Annotated in this window: 24 protein-coding genes; 15 read left to right on the top strand and 9 right to left on the bottom strand. The window is 73.2% G+C overall.

The features are described 5' to 3' along the window. Nucleotides 1–20: 20 nt before the first annotated feature. Nucleotides 21–863, bottom strand: a complete 843-nt coding sequence (locus ACH47X_RS04145; protein WP_397401675.1) for a Rid family hydrolase — start codon at nt 861–863, stop codon at nt 21–23. A gap of 136 nt (nt 864–999) precedes the next feature. On the opposite strand from ACH47X_RS04145, the gene ACH47X_RS04150 reads away from it, so the two are divergent. Further along, nucleotides 1,000–1,398 (top strand): winged helix-turn-helix transcriptional regulator, encoded by a 399-nt coding sequence (locus tag ACH47X_RS04150; RefSeq protein WP_397401677.1) that lies wholly within the window; start codon nt 1,000–1,002, stop codon nt 1,396–1,398. A 126-nt stretch (nt 1,399–1,524) separates the two neighbouring features. On the opposite strand, the gene ACH47X_RS04155 is transcribed toward ACH47X_RS04150, so the two are convergent. Next, the gene (locus tag ACH47X_RS04155; protein WP_397401679.1) at nt 1,525–2,445 is read right to left on the bottom strand and encodes a zinc-binding dehydrogenase; all 921 of its coding nucleotides are present in this window, start codon (nt 2,443–2,445) and stop codon (nt 1,525–1,527) included. Nucleotides 2,446–2,497: 52 nt separating this feature from the next. Here ACH47X_RS04155 and ACH47X_RS04160 point away from each other — a divergent pair, with 52 nt between their 5' ends. The 4 genes from ACH47X_RS04160 to ACH47X_RS04175 all read left to right on the top strand — a co-directional run bounded on the left by ACH47X_RS04160 (nt 2,498) and on the right by ACH47X_RS04175 (nt 6,280). Further along, nucleotides 2,498–3,136, top strand: a complete 639-nt coding sequence (locus ACH47X_RS04160; protein WP_397401681.1) for a TetR/AcrR family transcriptional regulator — start codon at nt 2,498–2,500, stop codon at nt 3,134–3,136. 104 nt (nt 3,137–3,240) lie between these two features. Beyond that, nucleotides 3,241–4,710: a hypothetical protein gene (locus tag ACH47X_RS04165; protein ID WP_397401683.1), complete on the top strand. Its 1,470-nt coding sequence runs from the start codon at nt 3,241–3,243 to the stop codon at nt 4,708–4,710. Further along, complete coding sequence (locus ACH47X_RS04170; RefSeq protein WP_397401685.1) at nt 4,704–5,930, top strand: molybdopterin-dependent oxidoreductase; 1,227 nt, start codon at nt 4,704–4,706, stop codon at nt 5,928–5,930. The genes ACH47X_RS04165 and ACH47X_RS04170 overlap by 7 nt, the downstream gene beginning before the upstream one ends. Next, a complete protein-coding gene (locus tag ACH47X_RS04175) occupies nt 5,927–6,280 on the top strand; it encodes a hypothetical protein (protein WP_397401687.1) in 354 nt (117 codons plus the stop codon). Before ACH47X_RS04170 ends, ACH47X_RS04175 begins: the two co-directional genes overlap by 4 nt. Before the next feature lie 47 nt (nt 6,281–6,327). On the opposite strand, the gene ACH47X_RS04180 is transcribed toward ACH47X_RS04175, so the two are convergent. The 3 genes from ACH47X_RS04180 to ACH47X_RS04190 all read right to left on the bottom strand — a co-directional run bounded on the left by ACH47X_RS04180 (nt 6,328) and on the right by ACH47X_RS04190 (nt 8,320). Then, nucleotides 6,328–6,924, bottom strand: coding sequence for a class I SAM-dependent methyltransferase (locus tag ACH47X_RS04180; RefSeq protein ID WP_397401689.1), 597 nt, complete (start codon nt 6,922–6,924; stop codon nt 6,328–6,330). Nucleotides 6,925–6,992: 68 nt separating this feature from the next. Beyond that, the gene (locus ACH47X_RS04185) at nt 6,993–7,670 is read right to left on the bottom strand and encodes a TIGR04282 family arsenosugar biosynthesis glycosyltransferase (protein ID WP_397401691.1); all 678 of its coding nucleotides are present in this window, start codon (nt 7,668–7,670) and stop codon (nt 6,993–6,995) included. Continuing rightward, entirely contained in the window at nt 7,667–8,320 is a 654-nt protein-coding gene (locus ACH47X_RS04190) for a glycosyltransferase family 2 protein (RefSeq protein ID WP_397401693.1), read from the bottom strand. The genes ACH47X_RS04185 and ACH47X_RS04190 overlap by 4 nt, the downstream gene beginning before the upstream one ends. 134 nt (nt 8,321–8,454) lie before the next feature. Here ACH47X_RS04190 and ACH47X_RS04195 point away from each other — a divergent pair, with 134 nt between their 5' ends. Both ACH47X_RS04195 and ACH47X_RS04200 read left to right on the top strand, forming a co-directional pair. After that, complete coding sequence (locus ACH47X_RS04195) at nt 8,455–9,180, top strand: response regulator transcription factor (RefSeq protein WP_397401695.1); 726 nt, start codon at nt 8,455–8,457, stop codon at nt 9,178–9,180. Then, complete coding sequence (locus ACH47X_RS04200) at nt 9,177–10,301, top strand: sensor histidine kinase (protein ID WP_397401697.1); 1,125 nt, start codon at nt 9,177–9,179, stop codon at nt 10,299–10,301. The genes ACH47X_RS04195 and ACH47X_RS04200 overlap by 4 nt, the downstream gene beginning before the upstream one ends. Nucleotides 10,302–10,323: 22 nt before the next feature. Here ACH47X_RS04200 and ACH47X_RS04205 read toward each other — a convergent pair whose 3' ends face one another. Beyond that, the gene (locus ACH47X_RS04205) at nt 10,324–11,334 is read right to left on the bottom strand and encodes an NAD-dependent epimerase/dehydratase family protein (protein ID WP_397401700.1); all 1,011 of its coding nucleotides are present in this window, start codon (nt 11,332–11,334) and stop codon (nt 10,324–10,326) included. A 142-nt stretch (nt 11,335–11,476) separates the two neighbouring features. On the opposite strand from ACH47X_RS04205, the gene ACH47X_RS04210 reads away from it, so the two are divergent. The 3 genes from ACH47X_RS04210 (at nt 11,477) to ACH47X_RS04220 (ending at nt 14,374) form a co-directional block, all read left to right on the top strand. Continuing rightward, nucleotides 11,477–12,277, top strand: coding sequence for an S-methyl-5'-thioadenosine phosphorylase (locus ACH47X_RS04210; protein ID WP_397401702.1), 801 nt, complete (start codon nt 11,477–11,479; stop codon nt 12,275–12,277). Beyond that, on the top strand, nt 12,274–14,157 hold the full coding sequence (locus ACH47X_RS04215) for a glycoside hydrolase family 15 protein (protein ID WP_397401704.1): 1,884 nt from the start codon (nt 12,274–12,276) through the stop codon (nt 14,155–14,157). Before ACH47X_RS04210 ends, ACH47X_RS04215 begins: the two co-directional genes overlap by 4 nt. Nucleotides 14,158–14,251: 94 nt before the next feature. Beyond that, a complete protein-coding gene (locus ACH47X_RS04220) occupies nt 14,252–14,374 on the top strand; it encodes a hypothetical protein (protein ID WP_397401706.1) in 123 nt (40 codons plus the stop codon). On the opposite strand, the gene ACH47X_RS04225 is transcribed toward ACH47X_RS04220, so the two are convergent. Further along, nucleotides 14,363–14,743, bottom strand: coding sequence for a winged helix-turn-helix transcriptional regulator (locus tag ACH47X_RS04225; protein ID WP_397401708.1), 381 nt, complete (start codon nt 14,741–14,743; stop codon nt 14,363–14,365). The genes ACH47X_RS04220 and ACH47X_RS04225 overlap by 12 nt on opposite strands. Before the next feature lie 67 nt (nt 14,744–14,810). Here ACH47X_RS04225 and ACH47X_RS04230 point away from each other — a divergent pair, with 67 nt between their 5' ends. The 5 genes from ACH47X_RS04230 to ACH47X_RS04250 all read left to right on the top strand — a co-directional run bounded on the left by ACH47X_RS04230 (nt 14,811) and on the right by ACH47X_RS04250 (nt 18,813). Next, nucleotides 14,811–15,755 (top strand): LLM class flavin-dependent oxidoreductase, encoded by a 945-nt coding sequence (locus tag ACH47X_RS04230; protein ID WP_397401710.1) that lies wholly within the window; start codon nt 14,811–14,813, stop codon nt 15,753–15,755. Then, a complete protein-coding gene (locus tag ACH47X_RS04235; RefSeq protein ID WP_397401712.1) occupies nt 15,752–17,086 on the top strand; it encodes an FAD-binding oxidoreductase in 1,335 nt (444 codons plus the stop codon). Before ACH47X_RS04230 ends, ACH47X_RS04235 begins: the two co-directional genes overlap by 4 nt. Nucleotides 17,087–17,301: 215 nt before the next feature. Then, nucleotides 17,302–17,760, top strand: coding sequence for a hypothetical protein (locus ACH47X_RS04240; protein WP_397401714.1), 459 nt, complete (start codon nt 17,302–17,304; stop codon nt 17,758–17,760). A gap of 28 nt (nt 17,761–17,788) precedes the next feature. Further along, nucleotides 17,789–18,310 (top strand): hypothetical protein, encoded by a 522-nt coding sequence (locus ACH47X_RS04245; RefSeq protein ID WP_397401716.1) that lies wholly within the window; start codon nt 17,789–17,791, stop codon nt 18,308–18,310. Beyond that, nucleotides 18,307–18,813 (top strand): hypothetical protein, encoded by a 507-nt coding sequence (locus ACH47X_RS04250; RefSeq protein ID WP_397401718.1) that lies wholly within the window; start codon nt 18,307–18,309, stop codon nt 18,811–18,813. The genes ACH47X_RS04245 and ACH47X_RS04250 overlap by 4 nt, the downstream gene beginning before the upstream one ends. A gap of 88 nt (nt 18,814–18,901) precedes the next feature. On the opposite strand, the gene ACH47X_RS04255 is transcribed toward ACH47X_RS04250, so the two are convergent. Both ACH47X_RS04255 and ACH47X_RS04260 read right to left on the bottom strand, forming a co-directional pair. Then, complete coding sequence (locus ACH47X_RS04255; protein ID WP_397401720.1) at nt 18,902–19,024, bottom strand: hypothetical protein; 123 nt, start codon at nt 19,022–19,024, stop codon at nt 18,902–18,904. 45 nt (nt 19,025–19,069) lie between these two features. Further along, nucleotides 19,070–19,636: a hypothetical protein gene (locus ACH47X_RS04260; RefSeq protein ID WP_397401722.1), complete on the bottom strand. Its 567-nt coding sequence runs from the start codon at nt 19,634–19,636 to the stop codon at nt 19,070–19,072. Nucleotides 19,637–19,736 lie beyond the last annotated feature (100 nt).

Below are 19,736 nucleotides of genomic sequence, written 5' to 3' on the forward strand. Positions count from 1 at the left end.
TACGGTCCCGTCCCGTTCGGTCAGGACCCGATGATCGCGGTGACCCGGATCTCGACGCGCATCCCCGGCGCTCCGAGGGCCGGCACACCGGTCTCGGTCCAGATCGGCGCGCGGTCACCCGTGCGAGCCCGGAGCTGCTCGACCATGACCCGGTTGTGGGTCTCGCCGATGAAGCCGGGCGTCTCGGGCACGTGGTAGGAGTTGACGTGCACGACGTCACGCCACGTGGCACCCGCGGTCAGGAGGGTCCGTTCGACGTTGTCGAACGCCCGGACGATCTCGTCCTCCAGGTCGGCCGGGAAGTCGAAGTCGTCGTCCCAGCCGCCCTGGCCGGAGGTCTCGACGCGGTCCCCGATGCGGACGGCCTGGCTGTATCCCATCCGCGCCAGCTGCCGGTCGCCGTATCCCGGCGTCGCGAAGAACCGCGGCCCGGCATCGGCCGGCTCGGCAGGCCGGTCGCCGACGACAGCGGTCGCCTCGATCTCGACCAGGTGCTCTGGGACGTCCAGGGCCGCGACGCCGATCAGCGTGGCGGGCGGCGTCGCGGTGGAACCGAGGCGGTTCGCGGCACGGGACAGTCCGTCCAGGAGCGCGGGCATCTTGTCCGGCGTCCAGTCCACGACATAGAACGTGAGCCGGGCCAGGTCGTCGACACCCGCTCCGGCATGCCGAAGCGCCGTGGCGACGTTCGCGTAGCTCTGCTCGACCTGGGCAGCCAGGTCGCCGACGCCGACGGTCACACCGTCGGCGTCCCACGAGACCTGGCCGGCGACGAAGACCTGCCGGGTGCCCGTGGCCACGGCGACCTGGTGGTAGACGTCGACCCGGGGCAGGTCCTGCGGGTTGGTGAGTGTGACAGCCATGGTGGGGATCCCTCGCGCATCGTGGTGAGTTCAGGCCGCCTCCCTGGGCGGCCTGGGTCACTTCTAGTGACTCAGGAACCATAAGAGAGTTAACCTCGGTGCGGAAGAACGCACTTCTCAGTGACGGAGGCACCAGATGGTGACCGCTCAGGCCGGCAGCCCGGCCGCCCAGGACGACATCATGCGCGCCGGGACGCTGGCGCGAGAGATCTTCTCGGACGTCGCCAACAAGTGGGCACTGCTGATCATCGAGACGCTGGGTGACGAGACCCGGCGGTTCAGCGAGCTGCGCGACGCGCTCGAGGGCATCAGCCACAAGATGCTCACGCAGAACCTGCGCATGATGGAGCGCAACGGCCTCGTCGAGCGGACGGTGCACCCCGTGGTGCCCCCTCGGGTCGAGTACCGGCTCACCGGTCCCGGCCATGGGCTGCGGGCGACGGTCGACCTGATGTGCGAGTGGACGCGGCAGAACATGGACCACATCGAGGCCGCGCGCGACGAGTTCGACGAAACGTCACCGCGCCGGGGCTGAGTGCGTGACGTGTCGCCGCTCATCGCGCCTCCTCCGGGGCGTGAGACGTACGACGTGCCCGGGTACGTCGAAGCCGCCGTCGACCGGCTGGCCGGTTTCTACACCGAGCACCTGTAGAAGACGGCCCTACCCGACGGTCAGGACGGTCTTCCCGTACGTCCGCCCCACGCCGGCCGCGAAGGCGTCCGGCAGCTCGCGCCACGGGCGCACGGCTGAGACCACGGGGTCGAGGCGCCCCTCGTGGATCTCGCGGGCGAGCCAGGTCATGTCGGGGCCGAGGTCCACCTCGGCCCCGAGGAAGAAGGTCGTCAGGGAGCGGTCGTGCCGGGCGGCGTCGCCGAACAGGTCGCCGTACGCGAAGCGCTCCCCCTCGCCCGCGGCGTGCCCCAGCGCGACGAGAGTGCCGCCCGGTGCGAGCCGGGCGAACGCCCGCACCAGATGGGAGCCGCCCAGCAGGTCGAGCACACCGGACACGTCGCCGCCCAGGTCGGACGGCGAGGTGACCACCTCGTGCGCGCCGAGCTCGATCAGCCGCTCCCGCGCGGCAGGGTTCCTGGTGGTGGCGACGACCTCCGCCCCGCTGCGCGCGGCGAGCTGCACCGCGAACAGGCCGACGGCGCTCGTACCGCCCAGCACCAGCACGCGGCGGCCGAGGACCGGGCCGAGGCGCCGCAGCCCGCGCAGTGCGCTGGTCGCGGCGACCGGCACGACACTCGCGACGTCCAGGTCCGCGCCGGCCGGGACGATCCCCACGGACTCCGCGGTCACCAGCCGGCGCTGCGCCCAGGCGCCGTCGGCCCCGAGCGACACCACCGCCTGACCCAGCCGTGGCCCCGTGCCGTCGAGCGCCTCGGCCACGACGACGCCGGAGGCATCCCAGCCCGGGACCGCGCCGCCGGGCGTACCGGGGAGGGACTCGAGGTCGCCGTGGTTCGGCGCGAAGGCGCGCACCTCGATGACCGCGTCATGCGGCCCGGGCTCCGGATCGGGCACCTCGCGCAGGCTGAGGTGGCTGGGTGAGGCGTGATCGACCGTCCAAGCGAGCATGGCGCTACTGTATGCCAACTGCCACTGAGTGCCATTTCGCTATGATGGCCGCATGACGACATCGACCGGCGCCGGCACGCTCCGCACCAGGCGGATCGCCCGCAGCCGGCAGCGTCTGGTGGAGGTCGCGCTGCCGGCCTTCGCCGAGCGCGGGTACGACGCGGTGACCGTCGACTGGCTGTGCGACCAGGCCGAGGTGTCCAAGCGCAGCTTCTTCCGCTACTTCGCGGGCAAGGAAGACCTCGCTCTGACCCCGCTGAACGACGTCTGGCGGACCCTGATCGCCGAGCTCGACGAGGTGCTCGCCCGGCGCGGTCCGCTGCTGGAGGTCGTCGGCGACGCCCTCGTGGAGGTCGTCGAGCGGATGCCGCCCGGCTGGGAGCGTCCCGCGGTGCTGAGCGCGCGCCTGAGCGGCACCCACCGGGTCGTCGACGCCGCGGGCATGCTGGTGTGCGAACGCTTCACCCGGCAGGTCGTCGACGCGATCGCGGAACGGCTGGACGGCGCGCCCGCCGCGGACCTCTCGGCGCGGGTCGTGTGCGCGGTCGTGGTCACCGCCCACCGGGCCGCCGTGGACGCCTGGTGCTCACCGCCCGACGCCACGACGAGCGCGAGCCGCGCCGAGCTGTGCGCGCTGATCCGCACGTCGCTCACCGCCGCGCCGGCCGCCCTGGAGCTCACGCTCGACTGACGAGCCACGGACCCCGGGTGAGGACCGGCGACCGGGTCGAACGTCAGCCGTTCGTCAGGTCCGCCGGCATCACGTTCGCGGCGGCAGGCCGCGACGATGGAACCGTGGCGGAATCACCGAGGCACGAGCCCGCAGCGACCCGACCGACCGGGCTTCGCCCTGCCGCCGACCCGGCGCCTCCTGCCGGCGGGACCTGGTGGCAGCGGCACGGACCGGTGGCGGCGCTGTCCGTCTGGGCGGCGTCGATCCCTGCGCTCTGGCTCGTCGGCGCCGCGCTGCGGTCCGCGAGCGACGTGCCGCTGCTGACCGGCGCAGAGCCCTTCGTCGGGCACTGGGTGCTGCGCACGGGGCCGGGTCTCCTCGCGGCGCTCACACTGCTGATCGCCGTCGTCCGGTTCGGGCCCGCGCTGGTGGCGCTCCTGCCCTGGCGGGCGCTCCTGCTCGTGTCCTGGGCCGCCACCGCCGCGTGGGCGGCCGCGCTGGCGACCCTCACCTCGTGGAACGACCTCACGGAGCCGGTCCGCGGCGAGCACGAATATCTACCGGCCGTGCCGATCGCCGCGGCCGACCCCGCGGCCTTTCTCGCGGGCTTCGTCGACGACCTGCCCAGCTATCCCATTCACGTCAGGGGCCATCCGCCGGGCCTCGTGCTGCTGCTCGCCCTCCTGGACCGGGTAGGCCTGGGAGGCCCGGGCTGGGCAGCCACCCTGTTCGTCCTCGGCGGCGCGGCGGCCGTCCCCGCGGTACTGATCACGCTGCGGATGCTCGGTCTCGTCCAGGCGGCCGGGCCGCCCGGCGGAGCCGCTGCCGAGCGCGTCGCCCGCGCCGTCGTCCCCGCACTCGTCCTGGCCCCCGCCGCGCTTTGGGTGGCGACCTCGGCCGACGCGTTCTTCGCCGGGATACTCGCCTGGGGCGTCGCGTTCCTCGCGCTCGCCACCGACCGGGAACGGCGCGGCGCCGCGCGGTGGACGTACGCGGTGGCCGCGGGTCTCCTCCTGGGTGCCTGCCCGATCCTGTCGTACGGGCTGCTCCACATGGGCCTGATCGCCCTCGCGCCGCTGATCGTGTCGCGACGGGTGGCCGCCACGGCCCTGGCGGGGGCCGTCGCGGTCGGCGTGGTCGTCGCCTTCGGTGCGGGCGGGTTCTGGGTGTGGGACGGCGTGGCCGCCACGCACGAGGTCTGGGCCCCGGTGGGCAATGCCCGGCCCTACCTCTACTTCCTGCTCGTGGACCTCGCCGTTCTCGGCGCCCTCGTCGGTCCAGCGGCCGTCGGCGGCCTGACCAGGTTGCGCCGTGTCGATCGCGCCACCCGCGTGCTGGTGGGCCTCGCGCTCGCCGCCGCGCTGTCAGGCGCGCTGCTCGGCTTCGAACGCGGCGAGGTGGAGCGCATCTGGCTCCCCGTCGCCTACTGGGTGGTTCCGGCGGCGATCGGCCTCCGAGTGGCCGGAGGGGGCCCCGCGACGGCCCTGCCGGACGTCGTCCGTGACCGGCCGACCGCACTGCCCGCGTCCTGGCTGTGGGCCCAGGGCGGCCTGGCCATCCTGCTCAACACGATCCTGGAGTCACCATGGTGAGACGTCCGCTGTCCGACATCCGTCCGGCGTGGCTACGACTACCCGAACCGAGTGACTTCCGGTCGCCGGTGCACGACCAACGGGTGGTCGCCCGCCTGGGCATGTACCTCGGTGGGGCGATCCTGATCCTGTTCGTCACCGGCTTGGTCTCGCACCTGCACCAGCACCCCGTGTCGTGGCTGCCCTTCGGACCGGAACCGGCCTGGGCCTACCGGCTCAACCAGGGCCTGCACGTCGCGGTGGGCTTCGCCAGCCTGCCCCTGGTCCTCGCCAAGCTCTACACGGTCTACCCGCAGTTCTTCGTACGGCCCCCGGTGACCGGATGGAAGCACGCGCTCGAACGCGCCTCGGTGGGCGTGCTCGTGGCGTCGACCGTCTTCCAGGTCGTGACCGGCATCCTGAACGTCTTCAAGCTCTACGTCTTCGGTTTCAGCTTCACGACCGTCCACTACGCCACGGCCTGGCTCGCGTTCGGAGCGGCCCTGGTGCACGTGGGAATCAAGCTCCCGGTGGTGGTCCGGTCCCTCGCCGCCGGTGCCCGCAACCTCGACGCCGCCCGCCCCGGCCCTGACAGCCCGCCGAACGGGGACACGGCCGACGGCACGACCGGGGACGGCACGACCCGACGCGGGTTCCTCGGGTCCGTGGCCGTCGCCGCCCTGTTCGTCACGGCACTGACGGTGGGACAGACCGTCACCCCGCTGCGCGCCATCGCCCTGCTGGCACCACGCGACCCGCTCGACGGTCCGCAGGGCCTGGCCGTCAACAAGACGGCGAGGGCCGCGCGGGTCGAGGAGCTGGCGACCGACCCGGACTGGGCGCTGGAGCTGGTCGGGCCCGGCGGGACCACGCACCTGACGCGCGCGGACCTGCTGGCCATGAGCCAGCACGAGGCGGTGCTGCCGATCGCCTGCGTGGAGGGCTGGAGCGCCACGGCGCGGTGGACCGGCGTCCGGATACGGGACCTCGCGACCCTGTCCGGCGGGCAGCCCGACGACCCCGTCCACGTGGTGAGCCTGCAACCCGCGGGCACCTTCTACTCGACCTCCGACCTGCCGGGTGCCTACGTCGCCCATGACGACACCCTCCTGGCCCTCACCCTGGCCGGGGAGGACCTCGACCTGGACCACGGCTTCCCCGCGCGGATCATCGCGCCCAACCGTCCGGGAGTGCTGCAGACCAAGTGGGTCTCGCGCCTCGTCGTCGGGAACCCGACGTGAGCGCGGCGACGTGGACGCGCCGGGTGCTGGTCATGGCCGGCGTGGCCTGCATGGGCTGGTGGGCCTGGTTGGCGCTCACCTCGATCCCGGCGCAGTGGTGGCTGCCCTGGGGCATCTGGCTGGCCGGGTCCGTGGCGCTGAACGACGCCGTCATCGCCCCGCTGGTGATCGTGCTCGGCTGGCTCGTGCTGGTCCGCCTGCCGGCGCTCGTGCGCACGCGGTCCGAGGGACAGGTCCGCGCGAGCGGCCCGGCGTACGTCTGGGCCGGCGTCGCCCTGCGGGGAGCCGTCATGGTGCTCGGCACGCTGCTGCTGGTGTGGCTCGTGACGCTCTGGAGCGCGAACCGCTGAGGGAAGGAGCACGTCCGGACCGTCGCGGCGGACGTCCGGACGTGCCCTCAGCCCTGTTCGACGGCGCCTGGCGTGCGCACCGAGACCACCACCCGGCCGGCCAGCTCCCACTCCTCCGAGACGACCATCCCGAGCTCACCGCCGAGCGTCCGCAGCACCCGGCTGCCCGCACGCGCCCACGGCATCGGACGGGAACGTCGTCCGTCCTCGGCGTGCAGGACCAACGGCCCGGAGATGTCCGTGTCGGGGTCGGGATCGGCCTCCACGAGCAGCAGGCCGCCCGGCCGGGCCAGGTCGCGGCACCGTTCCAGCAGGGCGCGCGGATCACCGCCGATGCCGATGTTGCCGTCCGCCAGCAGCACGGTCCCCCAACGCCCCTCCCCCGGGAGCGGCCCCTCGACGGCGCGCCGCAGCGCCACGGCACCGCGGGCCCTCGCCCGGCGCACCGCCGCATGCGAGACGTCGATACCGAGCGCGGGTACGCCGCGGGCCGCCAGCGCCGCGGCGAACCGCCCCGGTCCACACCCCACGTCCAGCACCGGCCCCTCGCACAGCGCGACGATCGCTTCGTCCACGGCGTCCCGTTCCGCGGTCCAGGCCTCGACGTCCACCGGCACGGGGTCGGAGACGTGTGTCGCGGTCACCAGCAACCCCCTGAGTGCCGCCTCGAAGAGGATCAACGGGCTCACCGGATCGGGCGAGGCGGTCGCAGTCACGCGCGGCCCTCCGGGACGTCTCCGGCCGACACCCGGTGCGCCACCCCGGACCACGTGCGGGCGAACCGCGTCCCGGGCGCCGCCCGGGCCACGGCGACTGCGTCGCGCACCGTGTCGACGTCGCGCAGCGGAGGCAGGAGCCGGACCGTGAGCCCCGCTCCCCGCAGCCGCTCGAGCTGCGCCTCCCCGGTCACCGGTTCGGACATCGGCACGCCGTGGAACAGCGCGGGGTCCGCTCGTCGCAGGCCGACCGCCCAGTACCCACCGTCGTCCGCGAGCCCGAGCACCGCGTCGTGCCCGGCGAAGTCCACCGCCGGCAGGACAGGACCGAGCTGCGGCGTATCCATGCCGACCAGCAGGGCGGGTCCCGGATACCCCTCCGGACCGAGAGCATGGTCGAAGGCTGCGGCGATCCGACGGTCCAGACCACCGCCGACCTGCGGTACCACGGCGAAGCCCGGCGGGACCCAGGGGCCCGCCCGGCCGTCCAGCACCAGCAGCCGGCGCACGCCGGGCAGGTCGTCGACCGCCTCCAGCGTGTCCGCGAGCGCCGCCTGCGCCAGCGCCGCGGCCTCCGCGGCCGTCAGATCTCCGATCAGCCGGGTCTTGACCCTGCCGGGCCGCGGCTCCTTGGCCAGCACCATGACGGTGCGGGGGGCCATCGTGCCGGTCATGATGCCAGCACCTTCGACATGTCCTGGACGGCGTGCCATGCGCCGAGCGGCGTGCCGGTCACCTTCGACCTGCCGCGCCGTCTGCGATACGGCACGTCGACCTCTGCGACCCGCCAGCCGGCCTCGGCGGCCGCCACCAGCGTTTCCAGGGGATAGCCGCTGCGTCGGTCACGCAGGCCCAGGGCCCGCAGCGGCTCCCGGCGGGCGGCGCGCATCGGCCCGATGTCATGGACGCGCACGCCGGTACGGCGGCGCACCCGGCGCGCCAGCTCGGCGTTCGCGAGGCGGAGGTGCCACGGCCACGCGCCCGGCTCCGGGCGCCGTCGTCCCAGGACGAGGTCGGTGTGTCCGGAGAGCACCGGTCCGGTGACCCGGGTCAGGTCCTTCGGGTCGAGGCTGGCATCCGCGTCGCAGAACGCGACGACGTCGGCGCTCGCCGCGTCGAGCCCGGCGGAGCAGGCCGCGCCGTAGCCGCGCTGCGGGGCATGGACGACCAGGGCGCCGTGGTCGCGCGCGATGTCGGCGGAACCGTCGGTGGACCCGTTGTCCACGACCACCGCTCGCATCCCGTCGGGGAGCCGCGGCAGCAACCATGCGAGGCCCTCGGCCTCGTCGAGGCAGGGCAGGACGACGTCCACTGTCGGCAACATGATCCTGACGTTAGGCGCCGGGCCGCCGCGTGGGCACGGCGAGGCACCTGACCGATACCTGACGTCCGACGGGCCGAGGCCCCGACACGGACGAGCGGGCGCCCCGGCCGACCTGCCCTCGATATGGTTTCCGTATGACAAAGGTTCTCGTGGTCGACGACGACGCCCTGGTCGCCTCCAGCGTCGCCGCGTACCTGGCCAAGGCCGGCCACGACCCGCGTACCGCCACCGACGCCGTCGAGGGCGAGCACACGTGGCGCGTGTGGCAGCCGGACGCCGTGGTGCTGGACGTCCTCCTGCCCGGCAGCTCGGGCCTGGAGATGCTGACCCGGCGCCGGCACGACGGGGATGCCACACCGGTGCTCATGCTGTCCGGTCTGGCCAGCGCCGATGATCGGGTGATCGGCCTGGAGCACGGTGCCGACGACTACGTGACCAAGCCGTTCGACGCCCGTGAGCTGGTGCTGCGCGTCGAGGCGCTGCTGCGTCGGGGACCGTTCGACGTGCAGCACGCACCGGTCCGGCTCGAGGCGGGAGGCCTCGAACTCGACGGGGCCGCTCGCACCGCCAGGTACCGGGACAGGGTCGTGGAGCTCACGCCTCGCGAGTTCGCGCTGCTGAGCTTCCTGGCCCAGCGCCCGGGCCATCCGTTCGGCCGCCGGGAGCTGCTGCGCCGCGTCTGGGGCTGGACGTTCGGCGACGACTCGACCGTCATGGTCCACATCCGGCGGCTGCGCAAGAAGCTCGAGGACGACCCGGCTCGCCCGGAGCTGATCGTGAACCTGCGCGGAAGCGGGTACGCGCTGGTGACGGACGCCGACGCGGAAGTCGCTCCGGGACCTCGGGAGACCGTGCGATGACCGACGTCCAGTTCATGGTGCTGGTCACCGTCGCGTGCTCGGTCGTGGCCGCGGTCGTGGGGCTGGTCGCGATCCGCGCGGCCCGCCGCAGGTCGCTGATGCTCGCCCTGCTGCTCGCGGCGCTGTTCCCGGTCGCGGCGGTGGTCGCTGCCCTGGCCGTCAACGTGTCGGCCATGTTCATCTCGCCGCACGACGCCTCGGTGGTGTGGCTCGTGCTCGGCACGGCGTCCGTGCTCGAGATCCTGCTGGCCCTGGCGCTGGGCCGGATCGTCGCGCGGGAGGTCCAGCTCGTCGTCGACGGTGCCCGGGAGCTCGGGCAGGTCCCCGCGCTCGACGTGCCCGGCGCCGGTACGTCCCGCTCCGGCGTGGCGGCCCCCGAGACCGCGGAGCTGGCGGCGGTGATGGCCGAGCTGGAGGCCACGCGGGAGCGGCTCTCGGCGTCCCGCGCCGCCGAACGTGCAGCCCGGGACGCGCGGCGGCAGATCCTCGGCTTCGTGAGCCACGACCTGGTCTCTCCGTTGTCGGGCATCCGCGCGGCGACCGACGGGCTGCGCGACGGCATCTTTCCCGACCCGACGACGGCGCTGGACGGGATCGAGGCGGCGGTGGGCCGGATGTCCCGGATGGTCGGCGACCTGGGCGAGCTGTCCCGGTCGGACGACCTGCCCCGCCGGGCCGAGCCGGGCCTGGTCGACATGGCCGCAGTGCTTCAGGGCGTCCTCGCCCATGCTCGCCCGGCCGCCGCGGAGAACGGGGTGGAGCTCGACGAGTCCGTCGCGGGCGAGGTACACGTTCGGGGTGACCAGGACGAGCTGAGCCGCGTCCTGGACAACCTGGTGTCGAACGCGGTCCGGTCGAGCGGGCCCGGCGGCCGCGTGCTGGTCGGGGTGGTGAGCCAGGACGGCTTCGCCCGCCTGTCCGTGCGCGACACGTGCGGCGGGATTCCTGACGACGAGGTGCCGCACATGTTCCGTGCGGGCTTCCAGGGTGGCAAGGCGGGCGGCTCGGGGCTGGGGCTCGCCTTCGTCGACCGGGTGGTCGACGAGCACGGCGGGAAGGTGTCGGTGCGGAGCACCGGGGCCGGCTGCGACGTGGAGGTGCGCCTGCCCGCCGCGGAGTGACGGGGGCAGGGCGCGCACGGCCTCAGGCCAGGGTGGCCAGTCCCTCCTCCAGTCCTGTGCGGGCGCGCCAGCCGAGTGCCTGCGCCGCCGCCTCGCTCGACGCGGTGACGTGTCGCACGTCACCGAGCCGGTAGCCGCCCGTCACCACGGGCTCGGGGCCGGCGAGCAGCTTGGACGTGACCTGCGCCATCTCGCCGACGGTGGTCACCACCCCGGACCCGACGTTGAGCGGGACCACTCTGCCCGCCGTACGAGGCTGGGCGACCGCCGCCGCCACAGCACGTGCGACGTCGGTCACGTGGACGAAGTCGCGGCGCTGCTGACCGTCCTCCAGGACGGTCGGCGCCTCGCCGCGTTCCACGGCGGACCGGAACAGCGCGGCGACACCGGCGTACGGCGTGTCACGCGGCATCCCGGGACCGTAGACGTTGTGGAACCGCAGAGCGGTGGCACCGGCGCCGGTCTGCCGCGCCCATGCGGCCAGGAGCATCTCGCCGTGGGCCTTGGTCGCGGCGTAGACGTTCCGCGGGTCCAGGCGGGCGTCCTCGGTGACCAGGCCGGGCCGCAGCGGTGCCGAACAGACCGGGCACCGCGGCTCGAACAGCCCGGCCTCCAGGTCTTCCGCGCGACGCGGCGACGGCGCGACCTGTCCGTGCTCCCGGCAGTCGTACCGGCCCTCGCCGTAGACGACCATGGAGCTGGCGTACACGATGTGGGGCACCTCGGCGGCACGCAGCAGCACCGCGGTCCCGAGGTCGTTCGAGGACACGTAGTCGTCGATGTCGGCCAGGGAGACCCCCAGACCGACCTTCGCTGCCAGGTGCACCACGGCGTCGCACCCGGTCAGAGCCCGTTGCACCGCTCCCGGGTCACGGACGTCGCCGACGACGGTGCGCTCGTCGGCGACCGCCGCAGGACCGTGCACGTCCTCGCGCAGCGAATCGAGCACCACCACGTCGTCCCCCCGCGCGGACAGCTCCGCGACCACCTCCCGGCCGATGAACCCGGCTCCTCCCGTCACCAGCACACGCATCTTCGCTCCGTTCCCTCGACGACTCCTCCGCTGTCGAGTCAACCGCCACGACCAGGCGGGCGCGAGCGCCCGAACCTGACCGTCTGCTGACGGTCGGCCCGCGGACCCGCCGAGTGCCGCCGTCCGCCCTAGCCTGGAGTGCATGAGCGCACCTATCGGGATCATCGGCGGATCTGGCATGTACGAGCTGCTGACGGAGACGGAACCGGTCGTCGTCGACACCCCTTACGGCCCGCCGTCGCAGGCGCCCGCTCGTGGTGTGCTCGGTGGACGTGAGGTGGTGTTCCTCCCGCGGCACGGTGCCGACCACCGGTTCGCGCCGCACCGCATCCCGTACCGGGCGAACCTCTGGGCCCTCCGTGCGCTGGGAGTCCGGCAGGTCGTGACGTCGTGCGCGGTGGGCGGGCTCGTGCCGGAGCTGGCCGCGGGGACCGTCGTGGTGCCGGACCAGGTGATCGACCGCACGTGGGACCGCGCGCACACGTACTACGACGCCGAGGGCCCGGTGGTGCACGTCCCGTTCGCGGAGCCGTACTGCCCGCGCGGTCGCGCCGCCGCCGTGGCCGCGGCACAGGCCGGGCCCCTGCCTGCCGTGGACGGCGGCACGATGGTCGTGATCCAGGGCCCCCGGTTCTCGTCCCGGGCGGAGTCGCGACGCAACGCCCGCGACGGCGGGACCGTCGTCAACATGACCGCGATGCCAGAGACGGCGCTGGCACGCGAGCTGGCCCTGTGCTGTACCACCCTCGCTCTCGTCACGGACGCCGACGCGGGCGTCGAAGGTGGCGAGCACGTGACCCAGGAGGCCGTGCTGGAGCTGTTCGCCGCCAACGTGTCCAAGCTCTCGGGCATCCTGGAGGCCACGGTGGCAGCGCTCCCCGAGGACGAGTGCTCCTGCCAGCAGGTCCTCGACGGCCAGAAGCTGCCGCTCACACTGCCGTGAGCCAGATCGAGATCGCGGACTACGGGCTGCTGTCGGATCGCCACTCCGCAGCCCTGGTCAGCCGCGACGGCTCGGTCGACTGGCTGGGCTTCCCACGCTTCGACAGCCCGTCCGTCTTCGGCCGGCTCCTCGACGCCGAGGCCGGGACGTGGCGGATCCGGCCGGTCGGCTCCTCCACCACGGATGGCACGGCCGACCATGGCGTCGAGGTCGAGCGAAGCTACGTGTCCGGCACGCTGGTTCTCCGGACGGTCTTCACCACGCCCACGGGATCGGTCGAGCTGACCGACGCACTGGCCGTGACCGACCCCCGGCAGGACGCCGCCGACGTCACCGCGGAGGATCCGCACCGGCTCGGCGAACACGCACCGCACACGATGATCCGCCGTCTCCGCGGGATCAGCGGAGCGGTGGAGCTCGAGGTGATGGTTCGGCCCCGACCCGAGTACGGGCTGATCGTCCCGCTGCTGACCCGTGTCGACGGAGCGGTGGGCTGCTCCGGCGGCGCGAGCCGGCTCCTGCTCTCCTCGGACGCCGACTGGACCATCGGCGACGGCGCGGCGTGGGCGACCGTGCACGTGGCCGCCGGCCAGACGGTCGGGTTCGCCCTGCAGCACGCACACCTTTCCGACCCGCCGCTCCGGCCGTACACGCCCGACCAGATCGCTGCGTCCCTGCGGACGACGATAGAGGTCTGGCAGGCCTGGTCCGCCGAGCACCAGACCTACGACGGGCCGTGGCGCGACCTGGTGCTGCAGTCCGGCCGGGTGCTGCAGGGGCTGAGCTACCGGCCGTCCGGGGCGATCGTGGCCGCGGCGACCACCTCGCTCCCCGAGGAGATCGGCGGGGAGCGCAACTGGGACTACCGCTACTCCTGGGTACGCGACGCGAGCTTCACGATGGACGCCCTGTGGGTCGCGGCCTGCCCGCACGAGGCGGACGAGTTCTTCGAGTTCATGGCCGCGGCCGCGGCGCACGGCACCGGTGGCTCGCTGCAGATCATGTACGGCATCGGCGGCGAGCACGACCTCACCGAACGAACGCTGCCCCACCTCTCCGGCTGGCGAGACAGCCGACCGGTCCGGGTCGGCAACGATGCCTGGACACAGCCGCAGCTCGACGTCTACGGCGAGCTGCTCGCCTCCGCGTATCGGCTGCGGCACCAGCTCAAGACCCCGTCCGCGGCGACGCGGAACTTTCTGGTCGGCCTCGCCGACACCACTGCCGCCCTGTGGGACCAGCCCGACAACGGGATCTGGGAGGTGCGCGGCGAGCCCCGCCAGTTCCTCTTCTCCAAGCTCATGTGCTGGGTAGCCCTGGACCGGGCGGCAGCCCTGGCCGTACAGCTGCGCGCCGAGGACAGGAGCGAGCGTTGGCGGACGGTCGCCGGCGAGATCAGGTCCGCGATCCTCGAGAACGGATGGAGCCCCGACGTCGGCGCGTTCACCCAGTCGTTCGGTTCATCGGACCTGGACGCATCAGCCCTGATGATCCCCATCGTCGGGTTCCTGCCCGGGGACGATCCTCGGGTGCTGTCCACGATCGACGCCGTCGCCGCCCGGCTGACGGACGACCAGGGCCTGGTCTACCGCTATCGGACCTCGACCGGTGTGGACGGGCTCGCCGGCGAGGAGGGCAGCTTCCTGCTGTGCACCTTCTGGCTGGCCCAGGCCCAGGCCCAGGCGGGACGGCTGGAGCAGGCCACGGCGACGTTCGAGCGGGCCAGCCGCTACGCCAACGACCTCGGGTTGCTCGCCGAGGAGGTCTCCGACGGGGAACTGATCGGCAACTTCCCGCAGGCGTTCAGCCACATCGGCCTGATCAACGCCGCCTGGGCGATCCACGAGGCCACCGCGCCCCGGCCCCGGGTCCGCCACTAGGCGACCCACGGATGCGAGTGACAGGCCGCACGGTGGACAGTCGACCCGCCGGCTGTCCACCAGGGGCTTCCGGCTCAGGACAAGGAGCCATGACATGAGCGTCACCACTGCTCTCACGCTGCGCGTCGCCGAGGAGCTGCCCGCCGCCGCCGCGGTCACCGCGCACCGGCGGCTCGAGGCGGGCGGCGTCCGAGGCCGCATGGTCCTAAGGTTCTAGCCCGTCCGTCGCCGGCAGCCGGTTGACGTATCCCCACAGGACCAGCGGCTGCATCGCCTCGATCAGCTGCTCGCCCAGGGGGGTGAGCTCGTACTCGGAGTAGGCGGGGGTCGTGGGCACGATGGTGCGCGTGACCAGGCCGTGTGCGGCCAGCTCCTTGAGCCGCTGGGAGAGCAGCCGGTCCGACAGCCCGTCGACCAGGCGCAGGATCTGGCCGAACCGGCGCGCTCCCCGGGAGATCGCGAGCATGATGGCACCGGTCCACCGCTTGCCCACGATGTCCATCGCACCCTGGAACGCCCGGCACGCCTCGTCGTCGAGGATCTGAGCCGGATCCGGCCCGCCTCCGGTGTGTCGTTGACTGGTCATACTTACGAATAGTAAGGACCTAATGGGTCCCTTGGCAACGGGGACGGTCCCGCGGACCATGAGTGACATGACCGACTACGGACAGACCCTCCGGTTCGGCGTCAGCATCGACCCGACCGCCACCGACTACCCCCAGGCTCTTCGGCTCGCCCAGCAGGCCGACGCCGCGGGCCTCGACCTGCTCGCCGTGCAGGACCACCCCTACCAGCCCACGCACCTCGACGCGTGGACCCTGATCGGCCAGCTCGCCGCCCGCACGGAGCAGATCTCCGTGATGGGCGACGTCCTGGACCTCCAGCTGCGCCCGCCGACGCTCACCGCGAAGGCCGCCGCCTCGCTCGCCACCATGAACGGCGGCCGCGTCCACCTGGGCGTGGGCGGCGGGGCGAGCGCGCAGGGCGTCGCCGCGATGGGCGGCCGCCCTCGCACCGGCGGCGAGACCATCCAGTTCACCGAAGAGGCGATCCGGATCATGCGCCGCGCCCTGGACGGCGACGCCGTCCAGGCGGACACCGCGGAGCACCAGGTCGCCGGCTACCAGGCCGGTCCCGTCCCGTCCGGGCACGTGGGCATCTGGCTCGGCGGCCAGCGGCCACGCATGCTCCGCGTCGCCGGGCGTGCCGCGGACGGCTGGATCTCTCCCCTGAACATCTACGTCGCGCCGCACGAGGTTCCCGAGAAGCAACAGATCATCGACGACGCGGCCCGCAAGGCCGGGCGCGACCCGCGCGACGTGCGCCGCATCTACAACGTCATCGGCGCGATCGGCCCGTTCCGCGGCGGGCAAGGGCTCGTCGGGCCCGTGCAGGAGTGGGTGGAGACGCTCACGTCCTGGGCCGTCGACCTGGGCTTCGACACGTTCGTCTTCTGGCCGATCACCGACGCGGAGAACCAGCTGCGCGTCTTCACCGACGAGGTGGTGCCCGCCGTCCGCGAGCGGGTCGCCGCACACCGCGCCGAGCAGGTCGCCGGCCCGGTCGACAGCACGATGTCTGAGAGGAACCACGCATGACCGCCCTGAACCTTCCGCGCTCTCTCGCCGACCAGGCCGTATGGCCCGGTGGCCGGCGGTGGGAGGCGCTGCGGTCCACCTACACGACGGTGCACTCCCCCGCCGTCGTGCTGCTGCCCCGCACGGCCGACGAGGTGGCCGAGGCCCTGACCTGGGCGGGCGGCACCGATCTGCCCGTCTCGGTCCGCAGCGGCGGCCACGGGCTGCACGGCCGTTCCTCGAACGACGGCGGCGTGGTGATCGACCTGTCGCAGCTCGACGCCGTCGACCTCCTCGACCGGGAGACCGGCCTGGTGCGCCTGCAGGCCGGTGCCCGTTGGGGGCAGGTCGCCGAGCGGCTCGCCCACGACGGGCTGGCCATCAGCTCCGGCGACCACGGCAACGTGGGCGTCGGCGGCCTGGCCACCGCGGGTGGCATGGGCTGGCTCACCCGCACGTACGGCCTGACCGTCGACCACGTGCGCGCCGCGACCGTGGTCCTGCCCGACGGCCGCGTCGTGCGGACCGACGCCGAGCACGAACCCGACCTGCTCTGGGCGGTCCGTGGAGCCGCCGACAGCGTCGGGATCGTCACCGACCTGGAGATCGACGCGATGCCGCTGGAGACCATCGGCATCGCGCAGGTCACCGTCGAGGCCGACGCCGCCACCCTGCAACGCTGGTCGGAGCACATGGCCGCCGCACCACGCGACCTGACGGTCAACGGGATGCTCGGCGGCGGCCGGGACCGCCTCGTGCTGCAGATGACAGCGGTCGTCGCGGACGAGAACCCGGACCGCGTCCGTGAGCTCGTCGAACCGCTCGGAGACCTCGGCACCCGCACGCTCGGCATGCAGGCCCAGCTCGGCCCGTACACCGCGCTGGTCTCGTCCGACCACCTGCACGGCAACTACGGACAGCAGCCGGCGGTCACGACGAACCTGCTGCTGCCCACACTGACCGGCGAGAGTGCCCGCGCCCTCGTGGCGGGAGCCACGCACCGGGCGGGGCCGTTCGTCCAGCTCCGGTCGCTCGGCGGCGCGATGCACGACCTCCGCCCGGACGAGACCTCGTTCGCCCACCGCGACGTCGAGCTGATGACCACCTTCACGGTGTTCCCACCCCGGCCCGGTTCGGACCTCGACGACGCCGTGTCGCGCCTACGACCCTTCTCCCGGGGCGCCTACCGCAACTTCGAGAGCCGGCCCGACGAGCGAACCTTCGACGAGACCTACCCGGGCACGACCGGTGAGCGCGTCCGCGAGATGCGCACCAAGTACGACCCGGACGGCGTCCTGCGCCGGCTGGACGACGTGGACCGTGACCGGACCGCCTCGAGAGCTCTCGGATGACGACCGTGGCCACGCTCCAGCCGGCGTCCGTCCACATACCGGCGGCCGGGCGATCGCCGTACCGGTCGCAGCGGGCCGCGACCACCCCGGTGGCCGACTGCAGGGTGATTTTGTACGGTCGATAACGCTTGGCTCGGTCAACGGTTGGGATCCGGGGCGCGGATGGAGGCCCAGGGCGTCCCGGCGAGCCATGCCCGACCGATAGGGGTTACGTCATGCAGCGTCCGAAGAAGAAGAGGGCCGTCGTCGTTCTCTCGGTGGTCCTGGTACTGGTCATGGGTGGTGTCGCGTTCGCGTACTGGACCAACTCGGGCTCGGGTACGGGTGAGGCGACCACGGGTTCGAACGACAGCCTCGTGATCAACCAGACCAGCACGATCACCGGCCTCGCCCCGGGACAGCCGCCCCAGACGTTGAGCGGCACGTTCGACAACCCCAACGACAGCCCGGTGTACACGGCCTCGGTGACCGCGGAGGTCACCGGCACCGACCAGGACGGTTGTGACGCGACCGACTACACGATCGCGGGCAGCGCCCCGGTCAACGCGGAGATCCCGCCGGGTGACGGCGTGGGCTCGTGGTCCGGTCTGACGATCCAGTTCAACAACAAGCCGGCGGCCAACCAGGACGCCTGCAAGAACGCCGTCGTCTCGATCCAGTACACCGCCAACTGAGTGGTCCGACCGGCCCTCGGCCGAGCACATGACGCTCACACCCCGCGGCCGGTTCACGCTCGCGGCGGTGGCCTGTGTCGCCGTCCTGGCGGCCACGGTCATCGCTCTGCTGGTGGGCGCCGACCGCGCCGCCGACATGGAGGGGAAGGGCGAGCACGACGTGTCCTCGGCCGGGAAGTCGTTCGTGATCAGGGGTGATGCCGGCGATCCGCTCTCCCCGGGCAGGTCGGCGCCGATCGACGTCGAGCTCGTCAACCGAGCGCACGGCGACCTGCGGGTCACCGGGCTCCGGGTGCGGGTGCGCGACGTGACGGCCCCGCACGCGGACGAGCGGCGCCCCTGCTCAGAGGCCGACTTCGCGGTGAGCCAGATGACGTCCGACGTCTCGGTGATCGTTCCCGCGCGGGCCACCCGTAGCCTGAGCGCACTGGGCGTGCCACGAAGGGACTGGCCGCGCGTGCGCATGATCGACCACCCCGTCAACCAGGACGGGTGCAAGGGCGCGTCGGTCACCCTGAGCTACGTCGGCTCGGGCAGGTCGCTGCCGTGAGCCGGGTGCGACGGGCGGCGTGGGGTCGTGCCCTGTCGGTCCTCCTGCTCGCCGCCCCGCTGGCCGCGGTGGCCGGCATCGCGTTCGCGTTCTGGACGGTGTCCGGCGGGGGCACGGGCACCGGGGTGAGCAGCACGGTCCGCCCGGTCGTGCTCACCCCCGCGACACCCACGGCCGACCTCTACCCCGGCCAGAGGGCCGACGTGGTGCTGACGGTCGCGAACCCCAACGCGGCGGCTGCCGCCATCACCGCCCTGCGGCTGGACACGACAAGGGGTGACGGCGGCCTGGCGGTGGACCCCGGCCACGCCGGCTGCCCGACGGCGGCGCTGAGCTACGAGACACAGACCAACGACGGCATCGGGTGGACGGTCCCCGGCCGGAACAGCTCCGGTGACGGGCAGCTGTCCATCACGTTGCGGGACGCCCTCGCCATGCGCCCGGACGCAGCCGACGCCTGCCAGGGCGCGGTCTTCACCGTGTTCCTGGCGGCGGGCCCATGAACCGGCTCGCGGCTCGCGGCGCCCGCGGGATCGTGTGCGGCGCGGCTGCCGTGCTCGTGTTCTGCCTGCTCGGCGCCGTGGCCTGGGCCTACTGGACGACGACGGCCGCGCCGGGCAGCAGCGGTGCCTCGGGCGCGGCCGTGGTCCGCCAGGGGGCGACACCCTCGGTCAGCGTCTCGGGCAGATCCGTCACGGTCAGCTGGGCGGCCACGACCCTCTCCAACGGCGACCCGGTAGCGGGCTACGCCCTCCAGCGCTACGACGCCGGCACCCTCGTCCCGCAACCGGTCGGCACCGGTTGCCAGGAGCCGCTCACGACCACCACGTGCACGGAGACCAGGGTCCCCGCAGGACGCTGGGTGTACTCGGTCACACCATTGGTCGGCACGGTGTGGCGAGGCGAGCCGAGCGTGCGGAGCGCCCCCGCCACCGTCGCCGCGCCCGGTCTCGCCCTCACCGCCTCGCGGCTCAGGCCCGGCACCCAGGTCACCGGCACCGCGACCGGGTTCCTGCCCGGCGAGACACTGCGCTTCCGGCTCGACAGCCCGACCGGCCAGGAGCTGCCCGGCACACTCGCCGGGTCGCCCGCACCGGCGCAGGTCCCGGCAGGCGGTGGCGGGACGGTCACCGTGACCGTGCCCACGGGCACGAGCGACGGCAACCACACCGTGTACGCCGTGGCCTCGCCCAGCGGCGACGTGACGTCCGCCGCGATCGTGGTCGACAGCAGTCCGCCGCCGGCGCCCGTGCTGAGTCTGACCCCGACCGCCACCAGCGGCGACAGCGTGAGCTTCGCGTTCACGGAGGCAGAGGCATCCGCCACGGTCGAGTGCCGCCTCGATACGGCGTCGTTCGCCCCGTGCGACAGCCCGGTGGAGTACTCCGGCCTGGTGGCCGGCTCGCACACCTTCCAGGCGCGCGGT

Origin of the sequence: Promicromonospora kroppenstedtii (genome assembly GCF_044389675.1) — a bacterium.
Lineage (GTDB): Bacteria > Actinomycetota > Actinomycetes > Actinomycetales > Cellulomonadaceae > Promicromonospora > Promicromonospora kroppenstedtii.

Excerpts from the sequence above, each read along its gene's own strand:
- ACH47X_RS04145 (WP_397401675.1), bottom strand. The coding sequence starts at position 863 with ATGGCTGTCACACTCACCAACCCGCAGGACCTGCCCCGGGTCGACGTC.
- ACH47X_RS04150 (WP_397401677.1), top strand. The coding sequence starts at position 1,000 with ATGGTGACCGCTCAGGCCGGCAGCCCGGCCGCCCAGGACGACATCATG.
- ACH47X_RS04155 (WP_397401679.1), bottom strand. The coding sequence starts at position 2,445 with ATGCTCGCTTGGACGGTCGATCACGCCTCACCCAGCCACCTCAGCCTG.
- ACH47X_RS04160 (WP_397401681.1), top strand. The coding sequence starts at position 2,498 with ATGACGACATCGACCGGCGCCGGCACGCTCCGCACCAGGCGGATCGCC.
- ACH47X_RS04170 (WP_397401685.1), top strand. The coding sequence starts at position 4,704 with ATGGTGAGACGTCCGCTGTCCGACATCCGTCCGGCGTGGCTACGACTA.
- ACH47X_RS04185 (WP_397401691.1), bottom strand. The coding sequence starts at position 7,670 with ATGACCGGCACGATGGCCCCCCGCACCGTCATGGTGCTGGCCAAGGAG.
- ACH47X_RS04190 (WP_397401693.1), bottom strand. The coding sequence starts at position 8,320 with ATGTTGCCGACAGTGGACGTCGTCCTGCCCTGCCTCGACGAGGCCGAG.
- ACH47X_RS04195 (WP_397401695.1), top strand. The coding sequence starts at position 8,455 with ATGACAAAGGTTCTCGTGGTCGACGACGACGCCCTGGTCGCCTCCAGC.
- ACH47X_RS04200 (WP_397401697.1), top strand. The coding sequence starts at position 9,177 with ATGACCGACGTCCAGTTCATGGTGCTGGTCACCGTCGCGTGCTCGGTC.
- ACH47X_RS04205 (WP_397401700.1), bottom strand. The coding sequence starts at position 11,334 with ATGCGTGTGCTGGTGACGGGAGGAGCCGGGTTCATCGGCCGGGAGGTG.
- ACH47X_RS04210 (WP_397401702.1), top strand. The coding sequence starts at position 11,477 with ATGAGCGCACCTATCGGGATCATCGGCGGATCTGGCATGTACGAGCTG.
- ACH47X_RS04220 (WP_397401706.1), top strand. The coding sequence starts at position 14,252 with ATGAGCGTCACCACTGCTCTCACGCTGCGCGTCGCCGAGGAGCTGCCC.
- ACH47X_RS04225 (WP_397401708.1), bottom strand. The coding sequence starts at position 14,743 with ATGACCAGTCAACGACACACCGGAGGCGGGCCGGATCCGGCTCAGATC.
- ACH47X_RS04230 (WP_397401710.1), top strand. The coding sequence starts at position 14,811 with ATGACCGACTACGGACAGACCCTCCGGTTCGGCGTCAGCATCGACCCG.
- ACH47X_RS04235 (WP_397401712.1), top strand. The coding sequence starts at position 15,752 with ATGACCGCCCTGAACCTTCCGCGCTCTCTCGCCGACCAGGCCGTATGG.
- ACH47X_RS04240 (WP_397401714.1), top strand. The coding sequence starts at position 17,302 with ATGCAGCGTCCGAAGAAGAAGAGGGCCGTCGTCGTTCTCTCGGTGGTC.
- ACH47X_RS04245 (WP_397401716.1), top strand. The coding sequence starts at position 17,789 with ATGACGCTCACACCCCGCGGCCGGTTCACGCTCGCGGCGGTGGCCTGT.